Below are 23,948 nucleotides of genomic sequence, written 5' to 3' on the forward strand. Positions count from 1 at the left end.
GCAGGTGCTGGAAGCGTAATATAACTTGCGTCGTCTGCAGGACCTGCCGGACCTCGACGGCCCGCCTCCGGCGGCTTTGGGGCGCTCTCCGTCCGGTTTCCGGTCACCGAGGTGGACACTCGTCCGACGCGTGCCCGCCTCCCCGGACGGTTATTAGCCCGCGCCGCCCAAGCGTCGTACGAATGACCGAGATTCACCCCGACCAGCGCGTCGCCATCCTCGCCGACGCGCAGAACCTCTACCATACGGCACAGAGTCTGTACTCGCGGAACATCGACTACTCGTCGCTCCTCAAGAAGGGAACGGCGGGCCGCGCGCTCACCCGCGCTATCGCCTACGTCATCCGAGCGGACTCGCCCGACGAGGGGAGTTTTTTCGATGCACTCGTCGACATCGGTTTCGAGACGAAAATCAAGGACATCAAGACGTTCGGCGACGGCTCGAAGAAGGCCGACTGGGACCTCGGCATCGCGCTCGACGCGGTCAGCCTCGCCGACCACGTGGACACGGTCGTCCTCTGTTCGGGCGACGGCGACTTCGAGCGGCTCTGTACCCACCTCCGCCACGAGGGCGTCCGCGTCGAGGTGATGGCGTTCAAGGAGTCCACCGCGGACGAACTCGTCGAGGCGGCGGACGCGTTCATCGACCTCTCCGAACGAAAAGAGACGTTCCTGCTGTAGGTCGCAGGGCGATTATTCGAACTGCGGAATCACCGAGTCGCCGTCGATATCGGGGCCGGCCGCTCCGGCCGGTCCGTTCGAGCCCGAGTCGTGGGCCTCGAAGAAGGCGACCGCGTAGACGTACTGGAACGTCGCCAGAACCATCTGCGTCGCCAGCGAGATGGCGGCGATGGCGGCGATTTCGGTCGGCGAGAATCCGAGGCCCGCCTGCGCCGCCGCGGGGTTCGCCGCGTCCTGTACCTGCTGGACGTTCTGGAACGTCCGAAAGACGATGAATCCCGTGACGGGGATGCTGATGAGGAGGCCGACGACGAACCGGATGACCGAGTAGCCGAGCGAGGGGACGATGTTGTTCCGGACGAGTCGGTAGCTCTCGCCGAACGACTCGATTGCGCCCTTGTCGCCGACGACGACCGCGACGGGGTAGAACTGAACGAGGAAGATGACGACGAAGTACGCCAGCCCGATGAGGCCGAGCACGGCGAGGCCGACGAGGAAGCCGCCGCCGAGAGCGAAGTTGGAGACGTCGCCACCGCCGGCGGCGAGGCCGCCGAGGCCGAGCGAGATGGCCATGACGACCGCGGCGATGAGGAACACGATACCGAAGGCGATGACGATGCCGAGTTGGACGATGTTCGCGAGGAGCATCGGGACGTACTTCTCGCGGCCGACGTCGGTCAGGGTCGAAAGCGAGGTCGACCCCCCGCTGTCGACCGCCTCGTCGGCCATCCCGTAGAGGCCGGCGGCGACGAACGGCGTGACGAAGAACGTCACCGCCATCAGGGCGGTCGGGACGATGGGTATCTGCGCCAACTGCGTGGCGAGTTGCGGGAGCGTGACGAGACCTAAGGCGAGCCCGGCGAGGAACAACACCGGGTTCGAACGGATGCCTCGGAGGGCGGTCTGGAGGGAGCTAATCGCAGCCATACCTCGACGTGTCGATGCGATAATACGTAAAACGGGTGGGTCGAGACGGCGGCGTACTGGGGTCGCGGCCGAGTCCGCGAGCGGCGTGTCAGGCCGTTGGCGTCGCCAGTCGGGCGACGGTGGCGACCGCGCCGAACGCCGCGATGGCGGCGAGCACCGTCGGGAGCCGCCAGTCGAGCGCCGTCTGGGTGAGGAGCGCGCTGCTCGCGAGCAGCAGCACAGTCCCCACGGCGGCGAGTCGAACGTCCACAGACATACTCCGACGGGGGTCTGTCCCGTACTTAGGGCTTTCCGTCTCGAACGTGCGTGCTAACCCGGTACACGCGGCCGGGCGGGACCGCGACCCACTTTAGCCGGCGGGGCGAACGACTGGGTATGACCGAAGGTCACGCGACCGATTTGGACGACCTCCGGGTCGTCGCCGACTACCAGTTCGGGGCCGGCGCGGGCGACGCGCTGTTCCCGACCGACGCGGACATCGAACTCTCGCGCTCGCGCAGCGGCCGCCCGCGGCAGGTGTACGTCGAGGGCGACCGCGTCACCTCCTACGGAACCGACGGCCGGTTCACGCTCGGCGTCGCCGGCGGCCGCCGCCTCTACGACAGTCTCGACGGCGACGCCTACGTCGTCCGCGTCGGCGACGAGTCGGTTCCGTTCGTCAGCGACGGCAAGAACGCCTTCGCCAAGTTCGTCACCGACGCCGACCCGGCGGTTCGCTCGGGCGACGAGGTGTGCGTCGTCGGCCCGGACGGCGACCTGCTGGGCGTCGGTCGCGCGGAGCTCTCCGCGGACGCGATGCTCGACTTCCAGGCGGGGATGGCGGTTCGCGTCCGCGAGGGCGCGGACGAAGAATAGGGAAAACAGACGCGGCCCGCGGACCTCGATTCTACAGGTACGGTGCGAGTCCGAGCGCGGAGACGAGCGGGACGCCGGCGACGACCGAGCCGACGAGGTAGCCGCCTATCGCGCCGCCGTTGAGAAGCGGCAGGCCGGCGTGCGCCCGCCCCTTCATCACGGCCCACATCAGCCCGCTGAACCCGGCGAACGTCCCGACCATGGCGAGGAGCGCCGGGAGGTTCAGCGCCGGGAGCGCGCCGAGGCCGAGCGACGGCGCTTCGGAGAAGAACGCGCCCGAAGCGACCATCACGGTCGGCATGACCGCGTCGCCGAGGCCGATGAAGAAGGCGTCGCGGTCGCCGGGGTCTGACTCGTCGGCGTCGGCATCGGCATCGGTATCTGCGTCAGCCGCTTCTGCGTCAGCCGTCTCCGCGTCGACCGCACCCGCGGGTTCGCCCCCGTCAGTCGCGTTCTCGCCGTCGCCGACCTCGTTGGCGTCGCGGGCGAAGTCGTCGTCGAGAAGCGAGTACGACAGCGTCGTCGGGATGACGAGCACGACCGGGATGCGGAGGTCCATCACGCCCTCCGCGAGGTCGAGCATGTGCTTCGTCTTGTAGACGCTGATGGCGTCGTAGATGGCGAGGACGGAAAGGAGCACGATGGCCGGGAGGAGGCCGAAGCTGATGCCGAACAGGGCGGCCGCGCCGGCACCCATGAGCGCCCCGGCGGCGTCGATGACGTACCACTCGGGGTAGACCAGCAGGGCGAGGGAGACGCCCGCCGAGAGGGCGATGGCGACCAACCCGTTGGGGACGAGCGCGGCGAAGACGTACCACGCGAGCAGGCCGCTCGTGAAGACGATGACGAGGCGGATGAGCTGGTCGAGGTCGTACTTGAACGCCGCGAGCATGAACGCGGTCATGACGATAATCGCGCCGATGTAGAGGAGGCTGTTCGTCGGGTCGGTGGGGTCTTCGACCGTCTGGTACCCCTGTTCGAAGAACGTCGGCACGAGGGCGAGCGCACCCACCTGCACGACGAGGAAGATGAGGGCGGCGAGGGCGACCCCCCGATAGGCGCGGCGTGACATGCAGGGGCGTTCCCACCCGAGGAGTATGGGGGTTGCGCTCTGGAGTCGTCAGCGAGCGTAGAGCTTGCTGCCGACGAGTCGGGCGGGAGAGCCGTCGTCCGCCGTGACGGCGACGTAGGGGCGGTCGACCGGGCCGAACACGTCCACGATGCGGCCGACCGTCGACAGCGACTCGTCGAGGACCATGGTTCCGATGTCCGGCGTGTCGTCGTCGTCGAGGCGGACGATAGCGAGGCCCTGCGCCGTTCGGGAGACCGTGCCGATTCGCCGCATCAGTCGCGGAGGATTCCGACGTAGGCGGCGACCGCCTGCACGATGTCGTTTTTCGTGGCGTCGTCGGCGTTGTTCACGAGGACGCGCCCGCGGGTTTCGAACTCCCGAGAGTACCGCTTGTCCCGTTCGATGACGGCGTCGTAGCCGACCTGCTGGACGGCCTTCGCAATCTCGTCGACGGTCGGCGCTTCGACCGCCGCGGACTGGGCGACCCGTCGGCCCTCGCTGCGCGAGAGCGCGGCGTCGAGGTAGGCGGGGTAGATGACGTTCTCGACCATACCCGTGTGTCCGCCATCCGCCGGTAATACGGTTGTGGTCTCACGGAGCCGGACGACGAGAAGTGGAAAACGACGCGCGGGTCGGTCCGGTTACCGGCGACGCGCGAGCAGGACGACCGCGCCGATGGCGGCGAGGCCGACGACGACGCCGAATCCGGGCGCGTCGCTCTCGGTGGTCGATTCCGACGACTCGGTCGTCGCGGGCGACTCGGTCGCGTCGGTTTCGGTCGCGTCCGCGTCCGCGGTCGTCTCAGTTGCGTTCTCGGTGGCGTCCGTCGCCGACTCGGTTTCGAGCTGCTGGTAGCGCTCGTAGGCGTCGGGGTGGACCGCTTCGAGAATCTCCTCGCTCGCCTCGATGGCGCGCGGGGCGGGCTGTTGGAGCTTGTGCGCCTCGATGACGATGACGTTGCCCTCCTGTATCGCCGTCGTGCTGTTGTACGCCGGACTGCTCGGCACCGGCGCGTGGTCGGGGACGACGATGTACTCGGGGTTCATGTCGACGACGAGTTCCTCGTTAATCTGGGCGAAGCCGGTGAGGTTCGCCTCCGCCGCGCCGTTGCGCAGGCCGGCGGTCGTCATGATGTCGGAGATGAACGTCTCGGAGCCGGAGGTGTAGCCGAAAAAGGAGTTGAGACCGACGGGACGCTCCGCGCCGTCGAGGGCCTGTCGCATGTGCTCCATCGACTCGCGCATCTCGCCCGCGCGCTCGACGCCGGCCTCGCAGTTGCCGGTCATGCGGCCGACGCGCTCGGTCTTGTTGGCGACGGCGTCGAGCGACTTCCCGGACTCGAAGACGACGACCGAGATGTCCGCCGAGCGAAGCTGTCCGACGCGGTCTGGCTCGGCGTTGTACGAGGAGTTCGGGACGAGCACGAGGTCGGGTTCGAGGCCGATGACGGCCTCGACGTTGAGGCCGCCGGAGCCGGAGACGTTCCCCTTCTCCGACGCGCCGTCGAGGTACATGGCGTACTGCGAGACGCCGACGACCTCGTCGCGCGCGCCGAGCTCCCACATGGTCTGGGCGGCGCTCGGGTTGGTCGTGACGACCCGCCCGGGGTCGTCGGTGATGGTGACTTCGGTTCCCGTGGCGTCGGTGACTGTCATCGGGAACGTACACTGCGCGGGCTGCTGCTGTGCGGTCTGGTCTACCGCGGCCGCGGCCGGTGCCGGAACCCCGGCGAACACGGTCGCGAGCGCCAGTAGGGCGACGACGAGTTGTCGGTTCACGGTAGTGGCCTCAGCGACTGTTCAATAAATATTTACCTACTGAAAGCGCGGTTGTGTTCAATGAGCGTTCGCACGCGGGCGACCACGTGGTCGCTCGGCCTCTCCGGGCTCTTGCTTCTCGTCGTCGTCGTGAGCGCCGGCATCGGGGCCGTGACCATCCCGCCCCGGACCGTCGCCGCCATCCTCGCCGACGCGGTTCCCGTCCCGGTCGGCGTCTCCCTCGGCGGCGCGACGGTCCTCCCCCTCGTCGGGCCGGTTCCGACGCCGACGCTGGAGTTCGTCTCGCCGTTCGCGTTCTCCGTACCGAGACCCGCCCGTATCATCGTGCTGTCGGTCCGCCTGCCGCGCATCCTCCTCGCGGCGCTCGTCGGCTTCGCGCTCGCCACCGCGGGAACCGTGATGCAGGGCTTCTTCCGCAACCCGATGGCCGACCCCTCCATCGTCGGCGTCTCCTCGGGGGCCGCCGTCGGCGCGGTCGCGACCATCGTGCTTTCGCTTTCGATTCCGTTCGGTCTCGAGGGCGCGGCCTTCGTCAGCGCCGTCGTCACCGCCTTCGTCGTCTACCTCCTCGCCAGCGAGAACGGTCGGACGCCCGTGGCGACCCTGCTTCTCGCGGGCGTCGCCATCCAGACGTTCCTCGGCGCGGTCATCTCGTTTCTCCTCCTCCAGAGCGGCGAGAGCCTCCGGCAGGTCGTCTTCTGGCTCATGGGCCACCTCGCGGGCGCGACGTGGAGCGAGGTCGGCATGCTCGCGCTCGTCCTGCCGCTTCCGTTCGTCGTCTTGTTGGTCCACGCCCGCGACCTGAACGTCCTGCTGCTCGGCGAGGAGGACGCCCACGCCCTCGGCATCGAGGTCGAGCGGACGAAACAACTGCTCCTCGCCACCGCGAGCGTCGTCACCGCCGCGGCCGTCTCGGTCTCCGGCGTCATCGGCTTCGTCGGCCTCGTCGTCCCCCACATGCTCCGACTGCTCGTCGGCCCCGACCACCGGGTGTTGCTTCCGGCGTCGGCGCTGGCGGGCGCGTCGTTCCTCGTCGCCACCGACACCGTCGCCCGCTCCGGCGGCGCGGAGATACCGGTCGGCGTCGTCACCGCCGCCGTGGGCGCGCCGTTCTTCCTCTACCTGCTCCGCACGCGGGAGGTGCGCTCGCCGTGAGCGACTTCGACCGCTCCGGCGACACCGACCTCGGTGCCGACGCGGACTCCGCCGACTCCGCCCCCTTCGGCGACGCCGACCCGGCGATTCGACTCGACGACGTGTCGCTCTCGCTCGGCGGACACTCGATTCTCGACTCCGTCTCCGTCGACGTGGGCGAGGGAACCTTCGTGGGCCTCATCGGTCCCAACGGCGCGGGGAAGACGACCCTGCTCCGGACGCTCAACGGCGCCCTCGCGCCCGACGAGGGGTCGGTCCGCGTCGTCGGCGAGGACGTGCACGCCCTGTCGTCGAAGGCGGCGAGCAGGCTCGTGGCGACGGTCCCCCAGACGACGAGCGTCACCTTCGACTTCCCAGTCCGCGACGTCGTCGAGATGGGGCGGACCCCGCACCGCGGGCGGTTCGACGGCTGGCGCGAGCGCGACACGGCCGCCGTCGACGACGCCATGCGCCGGACCGCCGTCGAGTCGCTTGCCGACCGTCCCGTCACGGAGGTCAGCGGCGGCGAGCGCCAGCGCGTCCTCATCGCCCGCGCGCTGGCACAGGAGACGCCCGTCTTGCTCCTCGACGAACCGACCGCCAGCCTCGACATCAACCACCAGGTCCGCACGCTCGAACTCGTCTCCGACCTCGTCGCGGACGGGACGACCGCGGTCGCGGCCATCCACGACCTCAACCTCGCGGCCCACTACTGCGACGCGCTCGTCCTCCTGTCGGGCGGGCGCATCCTCTCGGCGGGCGACCCCGCGGCGGTGCTCTCCGAGGAGCACTTACGCGAGGCCTTCGACGCCGAGGCGGTCGTCTCCCGCCACCCCGTCACCGGTTCGGTGTACGTGACCGCCCTCCCGCCGTCGTCGGACGACGCCAACGGTCGGGTTCACGTCGTCGGCGGGGGCGGCACCGGCGCGCGGGCGCTCCACCTGCTCTCGGCGGCCGGCTACGCCCTCTCAGCCGGCGCGCTCAACGAGGGCGACACGGACGCCGAGGCGGCCCGCCGGGTCGGCGCGGACCTCGTGACCGTGCCGCCGTACTCGCCCGTCGACGACGCCGCGCGGGCCGCGGTCGAGTCGCGGGTCGAAGCCGCCGACGTGACCGTCGTCGCCGACGTGGAGGTCGGAGACGGCAACCTCGCCAACCTCGACGCGGCCGCCGAGGCCGACCGCCTCGTCCTCGTCGAGGAACGCCCCTTCTCTGAGCGAAACTACGCGGGAGACGAGGGCTTCGCGGTCTACGAGCGCCTCCGGGAGCGCGGCACCATCGTCGAACCCGGTGACCTGCTCTCGGTCGTCGGCGAACTCGCCTGCGACTCGTTCCGCGAGCGCGGCGACGGCGCGGACGGCACCCGCGACGGCGAAACCGGTCCGGGCGACGCCGACGCCGGCGCGAACGACGCAGAACCGACCCACGACGACGCCGGTGGCGACGACACGGCGGCCGACCTGTTCTCCGATTAAGCTGTCGTTGCACAGCGCTACGCACAGCATATTCAAGGCCTGAGCGCGCGTCTAGTGGTTCGTTTTCTGAGAGGAACACGGACATGAAACTCGCACTCATCGGTATCGGACAGGCTGGCGGCAAGGTCGTCGACGCCCTCGTCGACTACGAGCGGCGGACGAAGACGGGGTTCGTCGTCGACGCCATCGCGGTCAACTCGGCTCGCGCGGACCTCCGGGGGCTCCGAAACGTCCCCGAATCGCGGCAGGTGCTCGTCGGTCTGACGCGCGTCAAGGGCCACGGCGTCGGCGCGGACAACGAACTCGGCGCGGAGGTGACCGCGGAGGACGTGGGCGACGTGCTCTCGATGGTCGACGAGCTCCCGGTCCACGAGATAGACGCGTTTCTCGTCGTCGCCGGGCTCGGCGGCGGCACCGGCTCGGGCGGCGCGCCCGTCATCGCGCGCGAACTGAAGCACATCTACACCGAGCCCGTCTACGGCCTCGGTATCCTCCCCGCGCGGGACGAAGGCGGCATCTACACGCTCAACGCCGCGCGGTCGCTCCAGACGTTCGTCCGCGAGGTGGACAACCTCATCGTGTTCGACAACGACGCCTGGCGGAAGACCGGCGAGTCGCTCGAATCCGGCTACGGCAGCCTCAACGCCGAACTCGCTCGCCGCCTCGGCGTGCTGTTCAGCGCCGGCGAGGGCGACGGCTCCGGCGCGGTTGCGGAGTCCGTCGTGGACGCCTCCGAGATAATCAACACGCTCGGGAGCGGCGGCGTCTCGACTATCGGCTACGCCGCCGTCGAACTCGACCGCCCCAAGCGCGGCCTGCTCTCCCGGCTCTCCGGCGGGAAGGCCGACGCCGAGGACGGCGGCGACTCGACGAACCGAATCACCAGTCTCGTGCGCCGCGCCGCCCTCGGCCGGCTCACGATGCCCTGCGAGATTGCCGGCGCGGAGCGCGGCCTCGTCGTCATCGCCGGCCCGTCGGACGTGCTCTCGCGCCGCGGCATCGAGCGCGCGCGGACGTGGCTCGAAGACGAGACCGGGACGATGGAGATTCGCGGCGGCGACTACCCCGTCGACTCGGACTTCGTCGCGGCGGTCGTGCTCCTGTCGGGCGTCTACGACGTGCCGCGGGTGAAAGAGTTGCAGGCGGTCGCCATCGAAACCCAACGCGACATGCTCGCCAAGCGCGAGTCCAGCGCGGCGTCGCTCGACGACCTCGTCTCGACCGGCGACGACCGCATCGAACCGCTGTTCTGACCGTCTCTCCGGCGGTTCCTCTCACGTTCATCACGGGGAAGGGTCATAGTGCCGCGGTACCAATTGACGACCGATGGCCGAGTACCCGCTGAAACAACGGTTCGTGCTCGACACCTCGCTGTTTCTCTCCGAGGAGATTCGAGACGACGACGAGACGTTCGAGGAGGGAATCGAACGGCTCCTCGACACCATCGCCGCCGCGCGGCTGGACCTGAACATCTCGTGTTACATGCCGCCGTCCATCGCCGCGGAGCTGGAACACATCCTGCGCGAGCGCGGCGTCTCGGAGGACGTACTCGGCAAACTCGACACGTGGGTCATCAAGAAACACCCCGACCGCTACGAGGTGTACATCCCCGCGGAGGTCGTCTACCGCTTCATCGACGAGATGTCCGACCGGGTCAACCGCGGGCTCCGCGTCTCCGAGAAGGCCGTCCGAAAGGCCGAGGAGTCGAAACAGCGGTCCAACGGCGGGTCGAAGCTCTCCGACGTGGACAAGGTCATCTCCGACCTCCGCGAGGACTACCGCGGCGCGCTCAGACAGGGCGTCCTCGACTCCCGCGAGGACTTCGACCTCCTCATCCTCGCCCGCGAACTGAACGCCGGCGTCGTCACGGAGGACACCGGCATCATCAGTTGGGCCGCCGACTTCGGCCTTCGAAACCTCCGCGGGCGGGCGTTTCCGACCCTCTTAGAAGAGTACCTCATGGCGCTCGACAGCCCGCGTCCGTGGAGCAAGGGCGACGACGGCGTCGACGCCGACCGACTGTAACGCCGCTCTCACTCCATCGCTTCGAGGTCGACGAAGCTTCCCTCGAACGCCGATAGCCACCGGGTTAGCTGCGCTTCGGGCGTCGCGTCGGCCGGGTAAACCGTGCACTCCTCGCGCCCGTCGGGATGCGTGGTCATCCGAGACGCGAGCCGCGGGCGGACGGGGTGTTCGCCCCCCGAGTCCGGCGGGTGCGCCGGCTCCGACCCCATCAGCGGTCTCCGCCGAGGGCGACTTCGAGCCCTCGGTCGTCGTTCAACGAGACGGTGACCGACTCGACGCTCGACCGGTACTGGTGGGTGTGGGTCCCGTTCGCCCGCAGTTGGAGCGTCTCTTCGAGCAGGGCCGCCTCCGAGAGCTGTTCGACCTTCCGGTAGGTCGTCGACAGCGGCACGTCGCACACCTCGGAGAGGTCCTGTGCGGTCATCGGCTCGGTCGCGCTCTGTAGCGTCGTGAGGATTCGCCGGCACGCGCGGTCCGAGAGCGCTTCCAGCACCTGTTCCGCCTCCAGTTCGGCGGGCTTCGGTCCGGTCGGCGTGCGTCTGAGGCCGGTCTGCATGCTCGCCCGTAGATTAGCCCGCGTCGCCCGTCGAAGGGCACCCAGAATATGCGGGGCGCTTTATACACCCCGCGACCCGCCGTGGTCCGCGCGACGGCAGTCGGCGGGGGAAACGAACCACGATATAAAGGCCCGGTGTATCGGGGGTGTTTATATCAGGGGGTGGAGCGACTGCATACTCTTATGACGAGCGCAGCGGGCATCAGAGCGGAGTTGAAAGTGACGGGGCCGGACGGCTGTCCGGTCGCGACCGTCTCCGAGGGCGACACCTCGGGCTACGCGCTCTCGCGGAGCATGGCTCCCAACGAGCGCGGGTCGGTCGTCGAGGAGTTCGTCTTCGACGACGACGCCGAGGTCCCAGAGGAGATGGAGGAGTTGTTCGAGTACGGCGACGGGAGCGTCTACCGGTTCGACCGCGAGGGCGGCATCGGCTGTCCCTGCGAGCGCGTCGAAGCGTTCGACTGCCCGGTCGTGGACGTCCAGACGCGCGACGGCGCGCTGTTTTTGACCTTCCACGCGCCCGACGTGGAGACGCTCCGCGACGTGGTCGCCTCCCTTCGGGAGTCGTCGGGCTCTGTGGACGTGCGCCGACTGCTCCAGTCGTCGTCCGACGAGTCGCGGGACCTCGTGTTGGTCGAGCGCGGCCAGCTCACCGACCGCCAGCGCGAGGTGCTGGAGACGGCCCACGAGATGGGCTACTTCGACCACCCGCGGCGCGCGAACAAGGGCGAGGTCGCAACCGAACTCGGCATCACGACCTCGACGTTCTCCGAGCACCTCGCCATGGCGCAAAAGAAGCTCATGGGTGCCATCCTTCAGGGGTGACGAGATGAGACGCGCCGACGGGGTATCAGCCCCCCGCGAATGCAGGGTGCGCCCCCTCGGGTCTCCGCGGCGTACCGCTACCCGGTGAGCAACGATGCGCGAGTTCGACGTGACCTGTCCCGAGTGCGGCGAGCGCTATCGGGTCAACGAGCCGATGATGCGGACGCTCCGGGAGACCGGCTGCGTCCTCTGTACCGCACCGCTGAACGACGCCCTGCGGTCCGCGTGACGCCGACGTCGGCCGGCCTGCCCGCGGACTGAGGGGCGAGGAGTTCACTCGCCCGCGACGACGCGCGGACGACGACGCACGCTTACTCGACGACGACGACGCCGACCATGCCGAGCGTCTCGTGCGGGACGCAGACGTACTTGTACTCGCCGGACTCCTCGAACGTGTACTCGAAGGTGTGGCCCTCCGAGACGGTGAGTTCCGACTCGAACAGCCCGTCTTCGCGGTTGACGACGTTGTGGGTGCCGCCGTTTCCGGTCCACTCCCAGACGACCGTCGTCCCCGGCGAGACCTCGGCTGCGGCGGGGGCGAACGCGTAGCCGCCGCCGTTGCCGTCCGCGCCGACCGCGACCGTGACGGTGTCCTGTCCCGTCAGGTCGTGGACGCCGTCGTAGTTCCCCGTCCGGTCGAACCAGCCGCCGAAGTCCCGCATCTCGCGGTCGGCGGTGTCCTCCCCGCCGGACGAGTCGCCGCCGTCGTCCGCGCCGCCGGAGCCGTCGCCGGACGAACTCGAACAGCCCGCCAACAGCGCGATACCTGTCGAAGCCGCCGTTGCGCGGAGAACCGACCGCCGGGTGAACCGTTGCGTCATTAGCTGGCCGTAGTGAGTGGCCGAACAAGTCTAAAGCTTCGATTCCCACGCGCTGAAAACGGGCGAAACGAGCGTGGCCACTCCACCCGAAGGCGACGACATGGACGACGACGACCCGAGGCGACGACCGCGAATCGACGGCAGCCGCCAGTGGGAAGTGTTCTACCGCGACGCGTCGGCCGAGCCGATGCGCCACGTCGGCAGCGTGAGCGCGCCCGCCGAGGACCTCGCGACCGAGCAGGCGCGGACGCTGTTCGGCGACGGCGACGCGGACCTCTGGCTCGCGCCGGCCGACGAGTTCCTCCGACTCGGCGGGAACGACCTCGCCGCGAAGGGCGACGCGGCGGACGGCGAGACGGCGGGGGCCGCCCGCGGTGCCGAAAACGGGGTGTCGGTCGAGTGATTTCCATCAGCAAGCTCCTGTGCGGGCAGGGCGCCGAGGGCGACGGCCTCCGCTACGACGACCCCGACGCCGACATCGACCAGATACGCGAGGAGAAACAGAAACGTCCGGTCGTGGTCTGGAACACGACGCGGCGCTGTAACCTCTACTGCGAACACTGCTACGCCGGGGCCGACCTCGACCCCGCACAGGGCGAGCTCTCGACCGCCGAGGCGCAGGGGCTCATCGACGACCTCGCGGCCTACGACGTGCCCGTCCTGCTGTTTTCGGGCGGCGAGCCGCTCGTCCGCGAGGACCTCGTCGAACTCGTCGACTACGCCACCGACGCCGGCATCCGGGCGGTGCTTTCGACCAACGGGACGCTCATCACCGAGGAGAAGGCCCGGGCGCTCCGCGACGCGGGGCTCTCCTACGCCGGCGTCTCAGTCGACGGGTTAGAGGAGCGCAACGACCGCTTCCGCGGGAAAGACGGGGCGTTCGACGCCGCCGTCCGCGGCATCGAAAACTGCCTGTCGGTGGGGCTCAAGACCGGCCTCCGGTACACCATCACCGAGCACAACGCCGCCGACATGGAGGACGTGGTCGACCTGCTGTACGACGTGGGCGTCGACCGCTTCTGCTTCTACCACCTCGACTACGGCGGCCGCGGCGGCGACATCGCCGACGCCGACCTCGACGACGAGGCCCAGCGCCGCGCCGTCCGCCGGCTGTTCGACATGACCCGCGAGTACCACGCCGAGGGCGAGGAGATAGAGACGCTTCTGGTCGGCAACTACGCCGACTCCGCCTACGTGGTCGAGTACGCCCGGGACGAACTCGACGCCGAGCACGCCGAGCGGATTCACCGGTACCTCCGCGTCAACGGCGGCGACCCGACCGGCGAGCGCGTCGCCGACGTGGACTACCGCGGCGACGTCCACCTCACGCAGTTCTGGCAGGGCTACAGCCTCGGCAACGTCCGCGACCGGCCGTTCGGCGACATCTGGGACGACGAGTCGAACCCGCTTCTCGCCAAGCTCCGCGAGCGGGAAGAGCATCTGACCGGCAAGTGTGCTTCGTGCCAGTATCAGGACGTCTGCCGCGGCTCCTCGCGGCTTCGGTCGCTCGCGGCGACGGGCGAACTGTTCGGTCCCGACCCGCAGTGCTACCTGACGCCAGAAGAGCGCGGCGCGGGTGCCGACGCGAGTCCGGGCGCGGCCGACTGAAGTTCCCTTTCACCCGCTGGGAACGCACCCTACGCGGCTCTGTTGAAACCCTCAGGTTCTGACAAGAGATACGTGACACAGACAGAGGATGGATGCAGCATAGCGGTACCGATAGGTGAAGTAGATCACGGATAGAATTATCAGACGAGATTGGTAGGGCGGCTGTAAGTGGCATCTCTACCGCCGGAACTCAAATCACGCCATCCGAATACTTCACTGGGGTGTGATTCGTCCCGGCTGTACGTTCGGATCGTGGTTCGGGAGTACCGCGACACAGTCCGAGCGGCCGGCCACGGAACGGACCCACTCCAGGGAGGTTCGTGCTGCTTCTCGGTCGGTTGTCAGACCCGGAATGGTCCCATCTTGGAGTGACTGCCTTCCGTAGATGACGTCACTTGTCAGGAGAACCCAGCCCTCGTCTGTCCGGGCCAGAATCGCAATCTGTCCCTCGTCGTGGCCCGGTGCCCAGACCAACTGTATTGCCCCGTCACCGAAAAGGTCGTATGAGCGTCCAAACGGACCGAGACCACTCTCCTCGAACCCAAATGGTGAGAACTCGATTCCGTCCCACATGTTGCCGGCGAGGAACCGATTCTGCGAAAACCGGCTCGTTGCATCAGCTAATGCTCGCTCGCTCACGAGAATTTCCGGCGCATCTCGAACCAGGTCAAGTCCGCTGACGTGGTCTGAGTGCATGTGTGTGATGACGACAGACGCGAGGTCTGCCGGTGTGAGTTCCCTGGCGGCCAACTGCTCGGTCACTGCTGCACCGTCGGGAAGTCGGGCGTCGAACATCGACGAGAGTACCCTGCCGAGATGACCGCGTTCGTCGGTTCGAACGTCGGTATGCCATCCAGTGTCGACCAGTACTGGCCCTTCCGGGTGTGAGAGCAAGTACGCCGACACCGGCACCCTGATCCGATTCGAGTCCGACCGAAACCAGCCCGTTTCCGGGGCCGGGTGCCAGGTCTGTTCCTCGTATGCGAGTGCGCGGTCGATGGCTACTGATCCAGTGTGTAGGACGTCGACAGTCACGGTCGTCTGCTCGTGTTCAGTACTGGGAACTGCTGCCGCCTCTGGGATTGGTTCCATACGCTTTCCTACGAACCGACGTGTCATAAAATGGTCAGTACATCTACATGTAGCCACTACAGCTGCCAGTAGCGACAATATCATTATATTGGTTCGAGCAAGTAGAGAGGATATGGCCCACGAGCATCCGGAGTACGATCCGGCGGACCGTGTCGCCGAGGATGCCGAGTTGGCCGAGTTTTTCGACTTACTCGGTCGGCCACATACGACGGCGATCCTCCGTCGTTTCGCCTGTGATTCCGGCCCCTGGCGCTACTCGGAGCTACAGGAGACGCTCGATATCTCTCCGACGACGCTCTCGAACCGGCTGGCCGCACTAACTGAGGCTGGCATCATCGAACGTGAGTCGTACGACGAGATTCCACCGCGGGTCGAATACTCGACCACGGCAAAGGGCGAAGCGCTTCGCCCGCCGTTCGAGGAACTGTTGGTCTGGATCGACAGCTACGACTGATCTCACTGGCCAGCCGTAAACCCGTTGAGACGGTTTCAGATTCGTCGTTCGTGCACCTCTACTGGAGACGAGGTATTTCTGAACCAAGCTTCTGACCGACCCGCGCCCTGTATTCAGCACGGCTTCAGAAAACTATCAGCGACTGAGGGTTTCAACAGAGCCCCCTACGCTTATTTTTCGGCGAGTCCAACCGCGGCTATGGAAACCAAACGAGGGGTCCCGAACATCCTCGGGAACGGTCTCGTCGGCGTCGGACTCGTCCTCTTCGCCGTGGCGGTCGCGGGCGCGGTCGGCGTCGTGGACGTGCGCTTCTCGCCGGGGGTCTACCTCATCTTCGTGGCGATTAGCTTCATCCTCGCGTGGCTGTTGCGGTCGCTGACGTAGGGAGCCGAAGAGAAACCGAGTGAGATGAAACCCGAACGCCGAGCGCGGAGGTCGCTCGCTCGCCTTACTCGGCCGCGCCCGCGGCCGCTCGCTTTTCCTCGCGTTCGAGCTCTTCGAGGTAGTCGTCGGCGTCGAGGGCGGCCTTCACGCCCATGCCGCCGGCGGTCGCGGCCTGCTGGTAGTGGTAGTCGACCACGTCACCCGCGGCGAAGATGCCGGGCACGTCGGTCGCCGTCTGGCCGCCGCCGGAGCCGCCCTTGGCGACGATGTAGCCGTCGTCGTCGCGCTGGACGCCCGTCCCCTCGAGGTAGTCGGCGTTCGGCGTGTGGCCGATGGCGTAGAACACCGCGCCCACGTCGAAGTCGAACTCCTCGGTCTCGGGGTCGTCGAGCTTGTCGCTCGGGTGGCCCTCGGGGTTGCGGACGAGCGTCACGTGGTCGACGCCCTCCTTGGGCGAGCCGTGAAGCTCCGTCGCCTCGGTGTTGAGCATGAGTTCGATTTCGCCCTCGTCGACCTTCTCCATCAGGCGGTCGACCCAGTAGTCCTCGGCGCGGAACTCCTCGCGGCGGTGGACGAGGTAGACCGTCGAGGCGAACTTCGTGAGGAAGTTGGCCTCCTCGACGGCGGCGTCGCCTCCGCCGATGACCATGATTTTCTCGCCGCGGAAGAACGCGCCGTCGCAGGTCGCACACGTCGACAGGCCGTAGCCCATCAGGTTCTCCTCGCCGGGGATGCCGAGGGTGCGGGCCGACGCGCCCGACGCCGCGATGATGGCGTCCGCGGTGTACACGTCGCCGTTCTTGAGCGTGACCGTGAACGGGCGCTCGGAGGCGTCCACGTCCTCGATGATGCCGTGGCGAATCTCCGTGCCGAAGCGCTCGGCCTGCTCTTTCATGTTGTTGATGAGCTCCGGCCCGGAGATGCCCTTGGGGAAGCCGGGGTAGTTGTCGACCTCGGTCGTGAGCGTGAGCTGTCCGCCCGGCTCGTCGCCCTCCAGCACCAGCGGCTCGTTGTTGGAGCGGGCCGCGTAGATGGCCGACGAGAGCCCGGAGATGCCCGAGCCGGCGATGATGAGTTTCCTGTGTTCCACGAACGAATCGGCGTCCTCTGTCATAGCCGATAGTTCGCTACACCGGTGTCTTAAGGTTTCGCTGTATTGCGAGGAGCGCTACAACACCGGCACGATAACGCATGCCACAGCGCCGCCGGCGCACAGAGCGAAAGACCGGTATCCGTCGCCGACGCATCACTCCGCATGGCCGCCGACCTACAGGAGAAGACGAACCGCTACGAGGGGATGCTCGCCGACGCGCTTGACGAGGCGGTGCAGGCCGTCCCCGACGACACGCACCTCGGCGACGCAGCCGCCGACTGCCTGGAGATGGCCGAATCCTACCTCGACGACGGCCGGCACTTCAAGGCCGACGACGACTGGGTGAACGCGCTGGCGTCGTTCTCGTACGGCTACGGCTGGCTCGACGCGGGCGTCAGGATGGGGCTGTTCGACATCCCGGACGACTCGCACCTGTTCACGATGTGACCCGCTTCGCACCTGCCTCGCACCCGTTCGGCGTGTGACCGGTTTTTCTCCGGCGGGGTCGTACGAATACGCGAACAGATGTCCCCGACGACCGCCACTGCCCGCGTTTCGGACGCACAGCGAACCCTCGAACAGCGGTTCGCCAACCCGTTTCTGCGTCGCGTGCTCCGCTCACCGCTCCATCGACTCGCCAGTCACTGGTTCGTGCTCGTCTCTTACGTCGGCCCCAAGAGCGGCCGGCGGTACACGTTCCCCGTCGCCTACGCCGTCGCGGGCGGCGGTCTCGTCGCCGTCACGCCCGAAGCGGAGAGCAACTGGTGGAAGAACTTCCGCCGGCCGATGGCGTGCCGCCTGTGGTACCGCGGCCGGCGGCGGGACGCGACCGGCGAGGTCGTCACGGCGGAGTTCGCCGCGGACCTGCTCGACCGCTACGCCGCGGCGCACGGCCTGTTGGCTCGCGAACTCGGGCTCTCGGAGAACGGCGGCGGTCGCACCGCGGCCGACGAGGCGGCGCGAGACGACCTCGCGGTCGTGCTGTTTCGGTTCGACTGACTACTCGAAGCGGAACGTCGCGCCGTCGGGGCCGTCTTCGACCTCGACGCCGAGCGCCGTCAGGTCGTCGCGCAGGTCGTCGGCGCGCTCGTAGTTGCCGGCATCGCGCTCGGCCTCGCGCACGTCCAAGACGAGCTGCACGAGGTCTTCCGCGACCGACACGTCGCCGCCCTCGCCCGCGCCGCCGAACGAGAGCCCGAACACCTCGCCGCCGAGGTCCTCGAACGCCTCGATTGCCCGCCGGAGCGCGCGGTAGTCGTACTCGTCGGCGTCGGCGACGTGGCGGTTGACCGCGCCGGCGAGGCCGAGCAGTTCGGCCATCGCCTCGCGGACGTTGAAGTCGTCGTTCATCGCCTCGCGGAAGCGCTCGCGGGTCTCGGTCACGGTGTCGCGTAGTTCCGTCGCCTCGACTTTCGTCCGGGCGTCGGGGCTGTCGACCGCGTCGACGGCGGCCTCGTAGGCCCGTTCGAGGCGCTCCCAGCGCTCTTCGGCCTCGGCGATGGTCTCCTCGGAGTACGTCTGTTCGGAGCCGTAGGCCGTCGAGAGGTAGAACGTCCGAATCACGTCCGCGCCGAACTCGTCGAGGGCGTCGCCGACGGTGAAGAAGTTGCCGAGGCTCGAACTCATCTTGTCGCCCTCGGTCTGGAGCAGGCCGACGTGGAGCCAGTAGCGGGCGAACTGCTGGCCGGTCGCCGCCTCCGATTGGGCGATTTCGTTCTCGTGGTGCGGGAACACGAGGTCGCGGCCGCCGACGTGGATGTCGAGGGTGTCGCCGAGGTGCGTCATCGACATCGCCGAGCACTCGATGTGCCAGCCGGGTCGGCCCTCGCCCCACGGCGACTCCCACGTCTCGCCGCACGGCTCGTGGAGCGGTTCGAGGTCGGGGTTCCGGTGTTCGGCGGCCGTCTTGGGGTCGACCGCGCCGGCCTTCCAGAGCGCGAAGTCGGTCGGGTTGCGCTTCTCGGAGCGCTCGTCTTTCGTGGCCCGCGACTCCAGTTCCTCGAGTTTCTGGTTCGAGAGCTTCCCGTAGTCGTCGAACGTGGACACGTCGAAGTAGACGGAGCCGTTTGACTCGTAGGCGTGGCCGCGGTCGACGAGCGTCCGAATGAGGTCGATAATCTCGGGGATGTGCTCGGAGACGCGCGGGTAGACCTCGGCGCGCTTCAGGTTGAGCCCGCGCATGTCGCGAATCACGTCGCCGACGAAGTGCTCGGCGACGCTCGCCTCGTCGTCGCCGAGGTCGCCCTCGCCGATGCGGGCGGCTATCTTCTCGTTCACGTCGGTGAAGTTCTCGACGTGGCGCACGTCGTAGCCCTCGTAGGCCAGCCAGCGGTGCATCAGGTCGGCGTGCATCCACAGGCGGGCGTGGCCGAGGTGGGCGTCGTCCGAGACCGTCAGTCCGCAGACGTAGAGCAACACTTCGTCGCCGTGCGACTCGAACTCCTCGCGCTCTCCCGTCAGGGTGTTGGTCACGGACAGGGTCATCACACTCGGCTACTTCCGGGACCACTTTCAACCCGTCGGAAGCGCGGTCGGTCTCTCGGGGCCAAACGTCTCCCTCTCGCAGTCGTCACCCTCGTCGCCGCCGCTACTTCGTCCACTCCGGACGGTCGGCCTCGCCGCGACGAATCTTCGCCAGCGTCTCCTCCGAGAGCAGTCGCTTGACGAACGCCGGAATCCGGTCCGTCGGGTCGCCGTCGGTCGCATCGCCGTCGGTCGTGGCCGGCCCCGCTTTGCCGACTCGGTCGCCGGTCGCGTTCGTCGGTGTCGTGTCTCTGCTGACCGCGCGGTCGGCGTTCGTCGCCGACGCGAGCGCGTAGTGGCCGCCTCTGGTCGCGACGCCGCCGTCGGTCGTCGTCTCCGCGCGCCGGCGGAACGATTCGAGGTCGGCCTCGCGGTCCAGACTGTCGACGGCCGTGTCGAGGTCGGCGGCCTGTTCGGCCTGCTCGGAGACGCTCTCGGAGATGCGGTCTATCTCCGCGGTCACCTCGTCGACCTGCGTCGCCGCGTCGTCGACGAAGGTGGCGATGTCGGAGGTGAGCGTCGCCTGCTCGTCGGTCGCCCGCGCGACCTCGTCGATGCCGTCGGTCACGTCGGCGACCGAGTCGGTTATCTCGTCGAGGCTCTCGACGGTCGATTCGACCCGCTCGATGCCGTGGTCGATGTTCTCGTCGGCCGACGACAGCGCCTCGGCGGTGTCCTCGATGTGGTCGGTCACGTCCTCTATCATCTGGCCGATGCGCTCGGCCTGCGACTTCGACTCGTTGGCGAGCGACTTCACCTCGTCCGCGACGACGGCGAACCCGGAGCCGGCCTCGCCGGCGCGGGCGGCCTCGATGGAGGCGTTGAGCGCGAGCAGGTTCGTCCGGTCTGCCACCTCGTCGATGACCTCGACGATGTCCTGAATCTCGTCGATGGCGGCCACGAGCGCCTCGACGTTCACGGTGATCTCGTCGCGGTCGTCGCCGACCTGCCGCATCGCGTCGATGGCCTCGCCGGCCTCGGCGCGGCCCTCCTCGGCCCGCGTGGTTGCCTCGTCGCTCCGGGAGGACACGTCGTCGGCGGTGGCCGCGACCTCCTCGACGGTCGCGCTGAGGTTCGACAGCTCGGCGGCGATTTCCTCGGTCATGTCGGCCTGTCGGGCCGCCAGTCCCTCGATTTCCGCGATGCTCTGGCTCGTGCCGGCGGTCTCCTCGTGGAGCTGGGACGCGACCGACTCCAGATTCCCGCGGCTCTCCCTGGCTCGGCGGACCTCCTCGCGGACGTCCAGCGAGTACGAGTAGAGGTAGGTGGCGTTGACGACCTGTCGGTCGAGGTTGAGCCCGCGGACGACGGCCATCATATCGGCGAACGCCTCCTCGACGGCGCGTTCGACGCGGTCGGCGTCGTCGCCGGACAGCGACTCGGTGGCGTCGGCGACGGCGCGCCCGCGGAGTTCGTCCGCGAAGATGCCGGTGACGTTGGCGAACATCCCGCCGAAGTAGTGCAGCGGCATGTCGAGTTTGTCGTGGAGCAGGCCGATTCGCGTGCGCGCCGCGTAGTGGTTCCGGTCGTAGTTCCCGTCGGTGAACGAGCGGTAGTAGCCGGAGACGACCGCGCGGAGGCCGTCGACGTCTGTCTTCGAGCGGTCGATGACGTCCGTCGTCCGCTCGTTGGCGAGAATCGGCTCGACGAAGCCGTCGACGAGCGCCTCGTCGCGGGCCTCGACGACGCCCCGGAGGTCCGCGAGGCGCGCGGCGTCCTCGTCGTCGAAGCCGACGAACGACTGCCGCCAGCCCAACTCGTCGGCGTCGAGGTCGAGCTCGTCGAGGAGTTCCGTGGATGAAAGCGAGATGTTCCCGGCGTCGTCGCGGGGGCTGGGCGAAACCATTGACGTACTCACCGGCTCCGAGGTAATAAGCGCCGGCTGCCGGCTATCACGGTTGATAGCCGGAAATCAGACGTATAAATCGCTGACGGCCGCTTCGACCACGCGGAGGGCGGCGGCCCCCTGTCGGCGCGGAACGACCACGGCGAGCGCGTCGCCCGCGACGCCGGCGGCGTCGACGACGACGGACTCGGCGTCGAGTCGGGAGAGGACGGCGGCGAGGACTTTCGGGTCGACCTCGCCCTCAGCGATGATAGCCGTGAGCGGGCCGCCGCCCGCGAGGTCGACGCCGGCGACCGAGAGCACGGGGTCGCCGTCGGTCTCCTCGACGTCCTCGCCCACGAGGCCGACGCCGCTTCGCATCGTCACGGCGGCGTCTCGGGGGTCGGCTTCGAGCGGCGGGAGGTCGGCGGCGAACCGGCGGAGCGCGGCCGCGACCGCCTCGTCGTCGCCGAGGTCGAGTTCGGCCGCGGCGGCGGCGTAGTTGACGACGCCCGCGCGGAGCGCGGCGAGGAGGTACGGTCGTTCGCGGACTGCGTCGCGCGCGTCGGCGGCGAGGGACATGTCTGCCGGGTCGTCGGGCGCGCGCAAAAAAGCGCCGCTCGCCGGGCGCTGTCGCGGTCGTCCGCGGGTCGCGACTCCCCGCGCCCCGTCTCGCGTCTCCTGAACGAGTGGCGAACGCGAGTTGTCCGAATCCGAAGATTCCTTTCTTCGATGCGAAGTCCATAAGACAGTCGCCTCGTAACCCCCGGACATGCAAGCCCTGGTCATCGTGGCGCACGGGTCGCACCTGAACCCGGATTCGAGCGCCCCCACCTACGACCACGCGGACACGGTCCGCGAGGTGGGCGCGTTCGACGAGGTGCGGACCGGCTTCTGGAAGGAAGAGCCGTCGATTCGCGAGGTGCTCCGGACCGTCGAGGCCGACGAGGTGTACGTCGTCCCGCTTTTCATCAGCGAGGGCTACTTCACGGAGCAGGTCATCCCGCGCGAACTCCGCCTCGAGGGGTGGGACGTGGCCGACTGGGACTCCGACGGCCTGTCGGCGTCGCACGTCACCCTCTCCGCGACGGACGTGCCCGAGAAGACGATTCACTACTGCGGGCCGGTCGGAACCCACGCGGCGATGACCGACGTGTTGGTCCGCCGCGCCGAGACGGTCACCGGCGACCCGAACGTCGGCGAGGGCTTCGGCCTCGCCGTCGTCGGCCACGGCACCGAGCGCAACGAGAACTCCGCGAAAGCCATCGAGTACCACGCCGACCGCATCCGAGAGATGGACCGCTTCGACGAGGTGCAGGCGCTCTACATGGACGAGGAACCCGAGGTCGACGACGTGACCGACTACTTCGAGTCCGAGGACGTGGTCGTCGTCCCGCTGTTTATCGCCGACGGGTTCCACACCCAGGAGGACATCCCGGAGGACATGGGCCTGACCGACGACTACCGCACGGGCTACGACGTGCCCGCCGAGGTCGACGGCCACCGCATCTGGTACGCCGGCGCGGTCGGGACCGAGGGGCTCATGGCCGACGTGGTGCTCGAACGCGCCGCCGACGCGGGCGCCGACATCGGTAACAGCCTCGAAGTCGTGCGCGAACGCACTCGGAAGACGCCGCAGGAGGCGAACTGATGGGGCACCACCTCGACGCCCTCGTCGACGCCGCGGCGACCGGCGACGGCGTCTCCCTCGACGGGTTCACCGTCTCCCGTTCCGACGACGGATTCCGCCTCGAAACCGCCGATTCGACGCTGAACGGGCTCACGGAAGGAGGTCTCCGCGAGGCCCTCGCCGACTACGACGACTACGCGACGAACTGGTACTTCTGGTCCGAGGTCGTCGGCGAGTCCAGCCCCCAGCGGCGGGCGTTCCTCCGCTGGGTCGAGGGCGCGTCCGTCGATGCGGGAGGCGACGGCGGTGGAGACGGAGACGGAGACGACAGCGAGAACGACGGCGACGCCGCCTCAGTCCCCGAGCGCTACGACGCCCTCAGAGACGGGGTCAGCCGCGAGTGGGGCCAACTGCTCGTCACGGTCACCGTCGACGACCACGGCGAGCGGTCCTACGAACTCCGCCACGCCGACGAGGTCGACGCCGACCGCGACGACCTCGACCCCTACCGCGAACCGCTCGCGGCCCGCCAGTTGGCGACCTACGACGAGAAGGGGCGCTATCGCCCGCTGAAGACCGGAAACAACCTCGCCGGCGGCTGGGTGTTCCCCGACCTCGACGCTCGCGACCTCGTCGAGACCGTCGAGACGTTCTACCCCGCGTCGGTGCCGAACTGGTACCGCGAGCGCCGGGGCGAACTCGACGTGGCCCACTGGGAGGACGCCATCGGCCGCCAGACCGGGATGTACAGCGTCGTGAAGACGTGGAACCGCGGCGACGGCCACGAGCACGTCGACTGGGTCGCGGAGGCCTGCTGCGACGACAGCCAGTGCGTCAAGCGCCGCGAGTGGCAGTACGACGACGACACCGACCTCGACGTGGACGGCGGCGACGGCGCGTTCCCGTGCCGCGAGCCGTGTTCCGTCGTCATCGCGGCGTCCCGAAAGTGGACGCGGCTGGAGGGCGAGGGGACCCAAACGTACGAGTTCGAACTCACGCCCTCGGAGAAGGAACAGGTCGAAGATATCATCGAGGCCGTCGCGGACGACCGCACCGACGACATCCGCGAGGCCGACGTGTACGAGGGCGCGAACCGCTACCGGGCGCGGTTCCTGCGCGCGAAACTGTTCGACGACGAGGGCAACCTCGGCGGCGTCCCGACCGACGCGTCCGACGACGAGTAGGTCGCGC

At 68.4% G+C, this 23,948-nt stretch carries 30 protein-coding genes; 16 read left to right on the forward strand and 14 right to left on the reverse strand.

The window, feature by feature from the left end:
• The first annotated feature begins 182 nt into the window (after positions 1-182).
• Positions 183-680 carry a LabA-like NYN domain-containing protein gene (locus ABY42_RS05360; protein ID WP_004977506.1) on the forward strand — a complete coding sequence of 166 codons (498 nt, stop codon included), beginning with the start codon at positions 183-185 and terminating at the stop codon, positions 678-680.
• Between the two features lie 12 nt (positions 681-692).
• On the opposite strand, the gene ABY42_RS05365 is transcribed toward ABY42_RS05360, so the two are convergent.
• Together ABY42_RS05365 and ABY42_RS19330 are read right to left on the reverse strand one after the other, a co-directional pair.
• On the reverse strand, positions 693-1,607 hold the full coding sequence (locus ABY42_RS05365; protein ID WP_050458887.1) for a DUF7847 domain-containing protein: 915 nt from the start codon (positions 1,605-1,607) through the stop codon (positions 693-695).
• Positions 1,608-1,695: 88 nt separating this feature from the next.
• Positions 1,696-1,863, reverse strand: coding sequence for a hypothetical protein (locus ABY42_RS19330; RefSeq protein ID WP_156224355.1), 168 nt, complete (start codon positions 1,861-1,863; stop codon positions 1,696-1,698).
• Between the two features lie 119 nt (positions 1,864-1,982).
• On the opposite strand from ABY42_RS19330, the gene ABY42_RS05370 reads away from it, so the two are divergent.
• Complete coding sequence (locus tag ABY42_RS05370; protein ID WP_050458888.1) at positions 1,983-2,462, forward strand: PUA domain-containing protein; 480 nt, start codon at positions 1,983-1,985, stop codon at positions 2,460-2,462.
• Positions 2,463-2,493: 31 nt separating this feature from the next.
• On the opposite strand, the gene ABY42_RS05375 is transcribed toward ABY42_RS05370, so the two are convergent.
• The 4 genes from ABY42_RS05375 to ABY42_RS05390 all read right to left on the reverse strand — a co-directional run bounded on the left by ABY42_RS05375 (position 2,494) and on the right by ABY42_RS05390 (position 5,312).
• A complete protein-coding gene (locus ABY42_RS05375; RefSeq protein WP_050458889.1) occupies positions 2,494-3,534 on the reverse strand; it encodes a presenilin family intramembrane aspartyl protease PSH in 1,041 nt (346 codons plus the stop codon).
• Positions 3,535-3,582: 48 nt separating this feature from the next.
• On the reverse strand, positions 3,583-3,807 hold the full coding sequence (locus tag ABY42_RS05380) for an H/ACA ribonucleoprotein complex subunit GAR1 (protein ID WP_004977496.1): 225 nt from the start codon (positions 3,805-3,807) through the stop codon (positions 3,583-3,585).
• Positions 3,807-4,085 carry a signal recognition particle subunit SRP19 gene (srp19, locus tag ABY42_RS05385; RefSeq protein WP_004977493.1) on the reverse strand — a complete coding sequence of 93 codons (279 nt, stop codon included), beginning with the start codon at positions 4,083-4,085 and terminating at the stop codon, positions 3,807-3,809. The genes ABY42_RS05380 and srp19 overlap by 1 nt, the downstream gene beginning before the upstream one ends.
• A 90-nt stretch (positions 4,086-4,175) precedes the next feature.
• The gene (locus tag ABY42_RS05390) at positions 4,176-5,312 is read right to left on the reverse strand and encodes a PGF-CTERM-anchored ABC transporter substrate-binding protein (protein ID WP_050458890.1); all 1,137 of its coding nucleotides are present in this window, start codon (positions 5,310-5,312) and stop codon (positions 4,176-4,178) included.
• 60 nt (positions 5,313-5,372) lie between these two features.
• On the opposite strand from ABY42_RS05390, the gene btuC reads away from it, so the two are divergent.
• The 4 genes from btuC (at position 5,373) to ABY42_RS05410 (ending at position 9,946) form a co-directional block, all read left to right on the forward strand.
• Complete coding sequence (gene btuC / locus ABY42_RS05395) at positions 5,373-6,467, forward strand: vitamin B12 ABC transporter permease BtuC (RefSeq protein ID WP_004977489.1); 1,095 nt, start codon at positions 5,373-5,375, stop codon at positions 6,465-6,467.
• Positions 6,464-7,921 (forward strand): heme ABC transporter ATP-binding protein, encoded by a 1,458-nt coding sequence (locus ABY42_RS05400; protein ID WP_050458891.1) that lies wholly within the window; start codon positions 6,464-6,466, stop codon positions 7,919-7,921. Before btuC ends, ABY42_RS05400 begins: the two co-directional genes overlap by 4 nt.
• A gap of 83 nt (positions 7,922-8,004) precedes the next feature.
• A complete protein-coding gene (cetZ3, locus tag ABY42_RS05405; protein ID WP_050458892.1) occupies positions 8,005-9,174 on the forward strand; it encodes a tubulin-like protein CetZ3 in 1,170 nt (389 codons plus the stop codon).
• Positions 9,175-9,247: 73 nt separating this feature from the next.
• Positions 9,248-9,946, forward strand: coding sequence for an RNA ligase partner protein (locus ABY42_RS05410; protein WP_008092760.1), 699 nt, complete (start codon positions 9,248-9,250; stop codon positions 9,944-9,946).
• Between the two features lie 8 nt (positions 9,947-9,954).
• On the opposite strand, the gene ABY42_RS05415 is transcribed toward ABY42_RS05410, so the two are convergent.
• Positions 9,955-10,155, reverse strand: a complete 201-nt coding sequence (locus ABY42_RS05415; RefSeq protein WP_050458893.1) for a DUF7511 domain-containing protein — start codon at positions 10,153-10,155, stop codon at positions 9,955-9,957.
• The gene (locus ABY42_RS05420; protein WP_050458894.1) at positions 10,155-10,502 is read right to left on the reverse strand and encodes a winged helix-turn-helix domain-containing protein; all 348 of its coding nucleotides are present in this window, start codon (positions 10,500-10,502) and stop codon (positions 10,155-10,157) included. The genes ABY42_RS05415 and ABY42_RS05420 overlap by 1 nt, the downstream gene beginning before the upstream one ends.
• Before the next feature lie 183 nt (positions 10,503-10,685).
• Here ABY42_RS05420 and ABY42_RS05425 point away from each other — a divergent pair, with 183 nt between their 5' ends.
• Entirely contained in the window at positions 10,686-11,327 is a 642-nt protein-coding gene (locus tag ABY42_RS05425; RefSeq protein ID WP_004977482.1) for a helix-turn-helix domain-containing protein, read from the forward strand.
• 94 nt (positions 11,328-11,421) lie between these two features.
• Entirely contained in the window at positions 11,422-11,556 is a 135-nt protein-coding gene (locus tag ABY42_RS20060) for a DUF7560 family zinc ribbon protein (protein ID WP_004977481.1), read from the forward strand.
• Positions 11,557-11,638: 82 nt separating this feature from the next.
• Here ABY42_RS20060 and ABY42_RS05430 read toward each other — a convergent pair whose 3' ends face one another.
• Positions 11,639-12,148: a halocyanin domain-containing protein gene (locus ABY42_RS05430; protein WP_049905249.1), complete on the reverse strand. Its 510-nt coding sequence runs from the start codon at positions 12,146-12,148 to the stop codon at positions 11,639-11,641.
• 73 nt (positions 12,149-12,221) lie between these two features.
• Between ABY42_RS05430 and ABY42_RS05435 the strand changes: the two genes are divergently transcribed.
• Together ABY42_RS05435 and ABY42_RS05440 are read left to right on the forward strand one after the other, a co-directional pair.
• Positions 12,222-12,551 carry an Htur_1727 family rSAM-partnered candidate RiPP gene (locus ABY42_RS05435; RefSeq protein WP_394325146.1) on the forward strand — a complete coding sequence of 110 codons (330 nt, stop codon included), beginning with the start codon at positions 12,222-12,224 and terminating at the stop codon, positions 12,549-12,551.
• The gene (locus ABY42_RS05440; protein WP_050458895.1) at positions 12,548-13,756 is read left to right on the forward strand and encodes a TIGR04347 family pseudo-SAM/SPASM protein; all 1,209 of its coding nucleotides are present in this window, start codon (positions 12,548-12,550) and stop codon (positions 13,754-13,756) included. Before ABY42_RS05435 ends, ABY42_RS05440 begins: the two co-directional genes overlap by 4 nt.
• 213 nt (positions 13,757-13,969) lie before the next feature.
• Here ABY42_RS05440 and ABY42_RS05445 read toward each other — a convergent pair whose 3' ends face one another.
• Positions 13,970-14,848: an N-acyl homoserine lactonase family protein gene (locus ABY42_RS05445; protein ID WP_050458896.1), complete on the reverse strand. Its 879-nt coding sequence runs from the start codon at positions 14,846-14,848 to the stop codon at positions 13,970-13,972.
• Positions 14,849-14,960: 112 nt separating this feature from the next.
• Between ABY42_RS05445 and ABY42_RS05450 the strand changes: the two genes are divergently transcribed.
• Positions 14,961-15,302 carry a winged helix-turn-helix transcriptional regulator gene (locus ABY42_RS05450; protein WP_050458897.1) on the forward strand — a complete coding sequence of 114 codons (342 nt, stop codon included), beginning with the start codon at positions 14,961-14,963 and terminating at the stop codon, positions 15,300-15,302.
• Positions 15,303-15,500: 198 nt separating this feature from the next.
• The gene (locus tag ABY42_RS05455) at positions 15,501-15,686 is read left to right on the forward strand and encodes a hypothetical protein (protein ID WP_004977475.1); all 186 of its coding nucleotides are present in this window, start codon (positions 15,501-15,503) and stop codon (positions 15,684-15,686) included.
• Positions 15,687-15,750: 64 nt separating this feature from the next.
• Here the strand turns inward: ABY42_RS05455 and ABY42_RS05460 are convergent, their stop codons facing one another.
• Entirely contained in the window at positions 15,751-16,800 is a 1,050-nt protein-coding gene (locus tag ABY42_RS05460; protein WP_050458898.1) for an NAD(P)/FAD-dependent oxidoreductase, read from the reverse strand.
• A gap of 141 nt (positions 16,801-16,941) precedes the next feature.
• Here ABY42_RS05460 and ABY42_RS05465 point away from each other — a divergent pair, with 141 nt between their 5' ends.
• Together ABY42_RS05465 and ABY42_RS05470 are read left to right on the forward strand one after the other, a co-directional pair.
• On the forward strand, positions 16,942-17,226 hold the full coding sequence (locus tag ABY42_RS05465) for a DUF357 domain-containing protein (protein ID WP_050458899.1): 285 nt from the start codon (positions 16,942-16,944) through the stop codon (positions 17,224-17,226).
• A 78-nt stretch (positions 17,227-17,304) separates the two neighbouring features.
• The gene (locus ABY42_RS05470) at positions 17,305-17,778 is read left to right on the forward strand and encodes a PNPOx family protein (protein ID WP_050458900.1); all 474 of its coding nucleotides are present in this window, start codon (positions 17,305-17,307) and stop codon (positions 17,776-17,778) included.
• Here the strand turns inward: ABY42_RS05470 and cysS are convergent, their stop codons facing one another.
• From cysS to ABY42_RS05485, 3 genes are all read right to left on the reverse strand, one after another.
• Complete coding sequence (gene cysS, locus ABY42_RS05475; protein ID WP_004977471.1) at positions 17,779-19,263, reverse strand: cysteine--tRNA ligase; 1,485 nt, start codon at positions 19,261-19,263, stop codon at positions 17,779-17,781.
• A 103-nt stretch (positions 19,264-19,366) separates the two neighbouring features.
• Positions 19,367-21,148, reverse strand: a complete 1,782-nt coding sequence (locus ABY42_RS05480; RefSeq protein ID WP_050458901.1) for a globin-coupled sensor protein — start codon at positions 21,146-21,148, stop codon at positions 19,367-19,369.
• A 66-nt stretch (positions 21,149-21,214) separates the two neighbouring features.
• Positions 21,215-21,709: a DUF7523 family protein gene (locus tag ABY42_RS05485; RefSeq protein ID WP_004977469.1), complete on the reverse strand. Its 495-nt coding sequence runs from the start codon at positions 21,707-21,709 to the stop codon at positions 21,215-21,217.
• Between the two features lie 190 nt (positions 21,710-21,899).
• Between ABY42_RS05485 and ABY42_RS05490 the strand changes: the two genes are divergently transcribed.
• A complete protein-coding gene (locus ABY42_RS05490) occupies positions 21,900-22,778 on the forward strand; it encodes a CbiX/SirB N-terminal domain-containing protein (protein WP_004977468.1) in 879 nt (292 codons plus the stop codon).
• Complete coding sequence (locus ABY42_RS05495; RefSeq protein ID WP_050458902.1) at positions 22,778-23,941, forward strand: DR2241 family protein; 1,164 nt, start codon at positions 22,778-22,780, stop codon at positions 23,939-23,941. Before ABY42_RS05490 ends, ABY42_RS05495 begins: the two co-directional genes overlap by 1 nt.
• The last annotated feature ends 7 nt before the right edge of the window (positions 23,942-23,948 follow it).

Source organism: Haloferax gibbonsii, assembly GCF_001190965.1.
Classification (GTDB): Archaea; Halobacteriota; Halobacteria; order Halobacteriales; family Haloferacaceae; genus Haloferax; species Haloferax gibbonsii.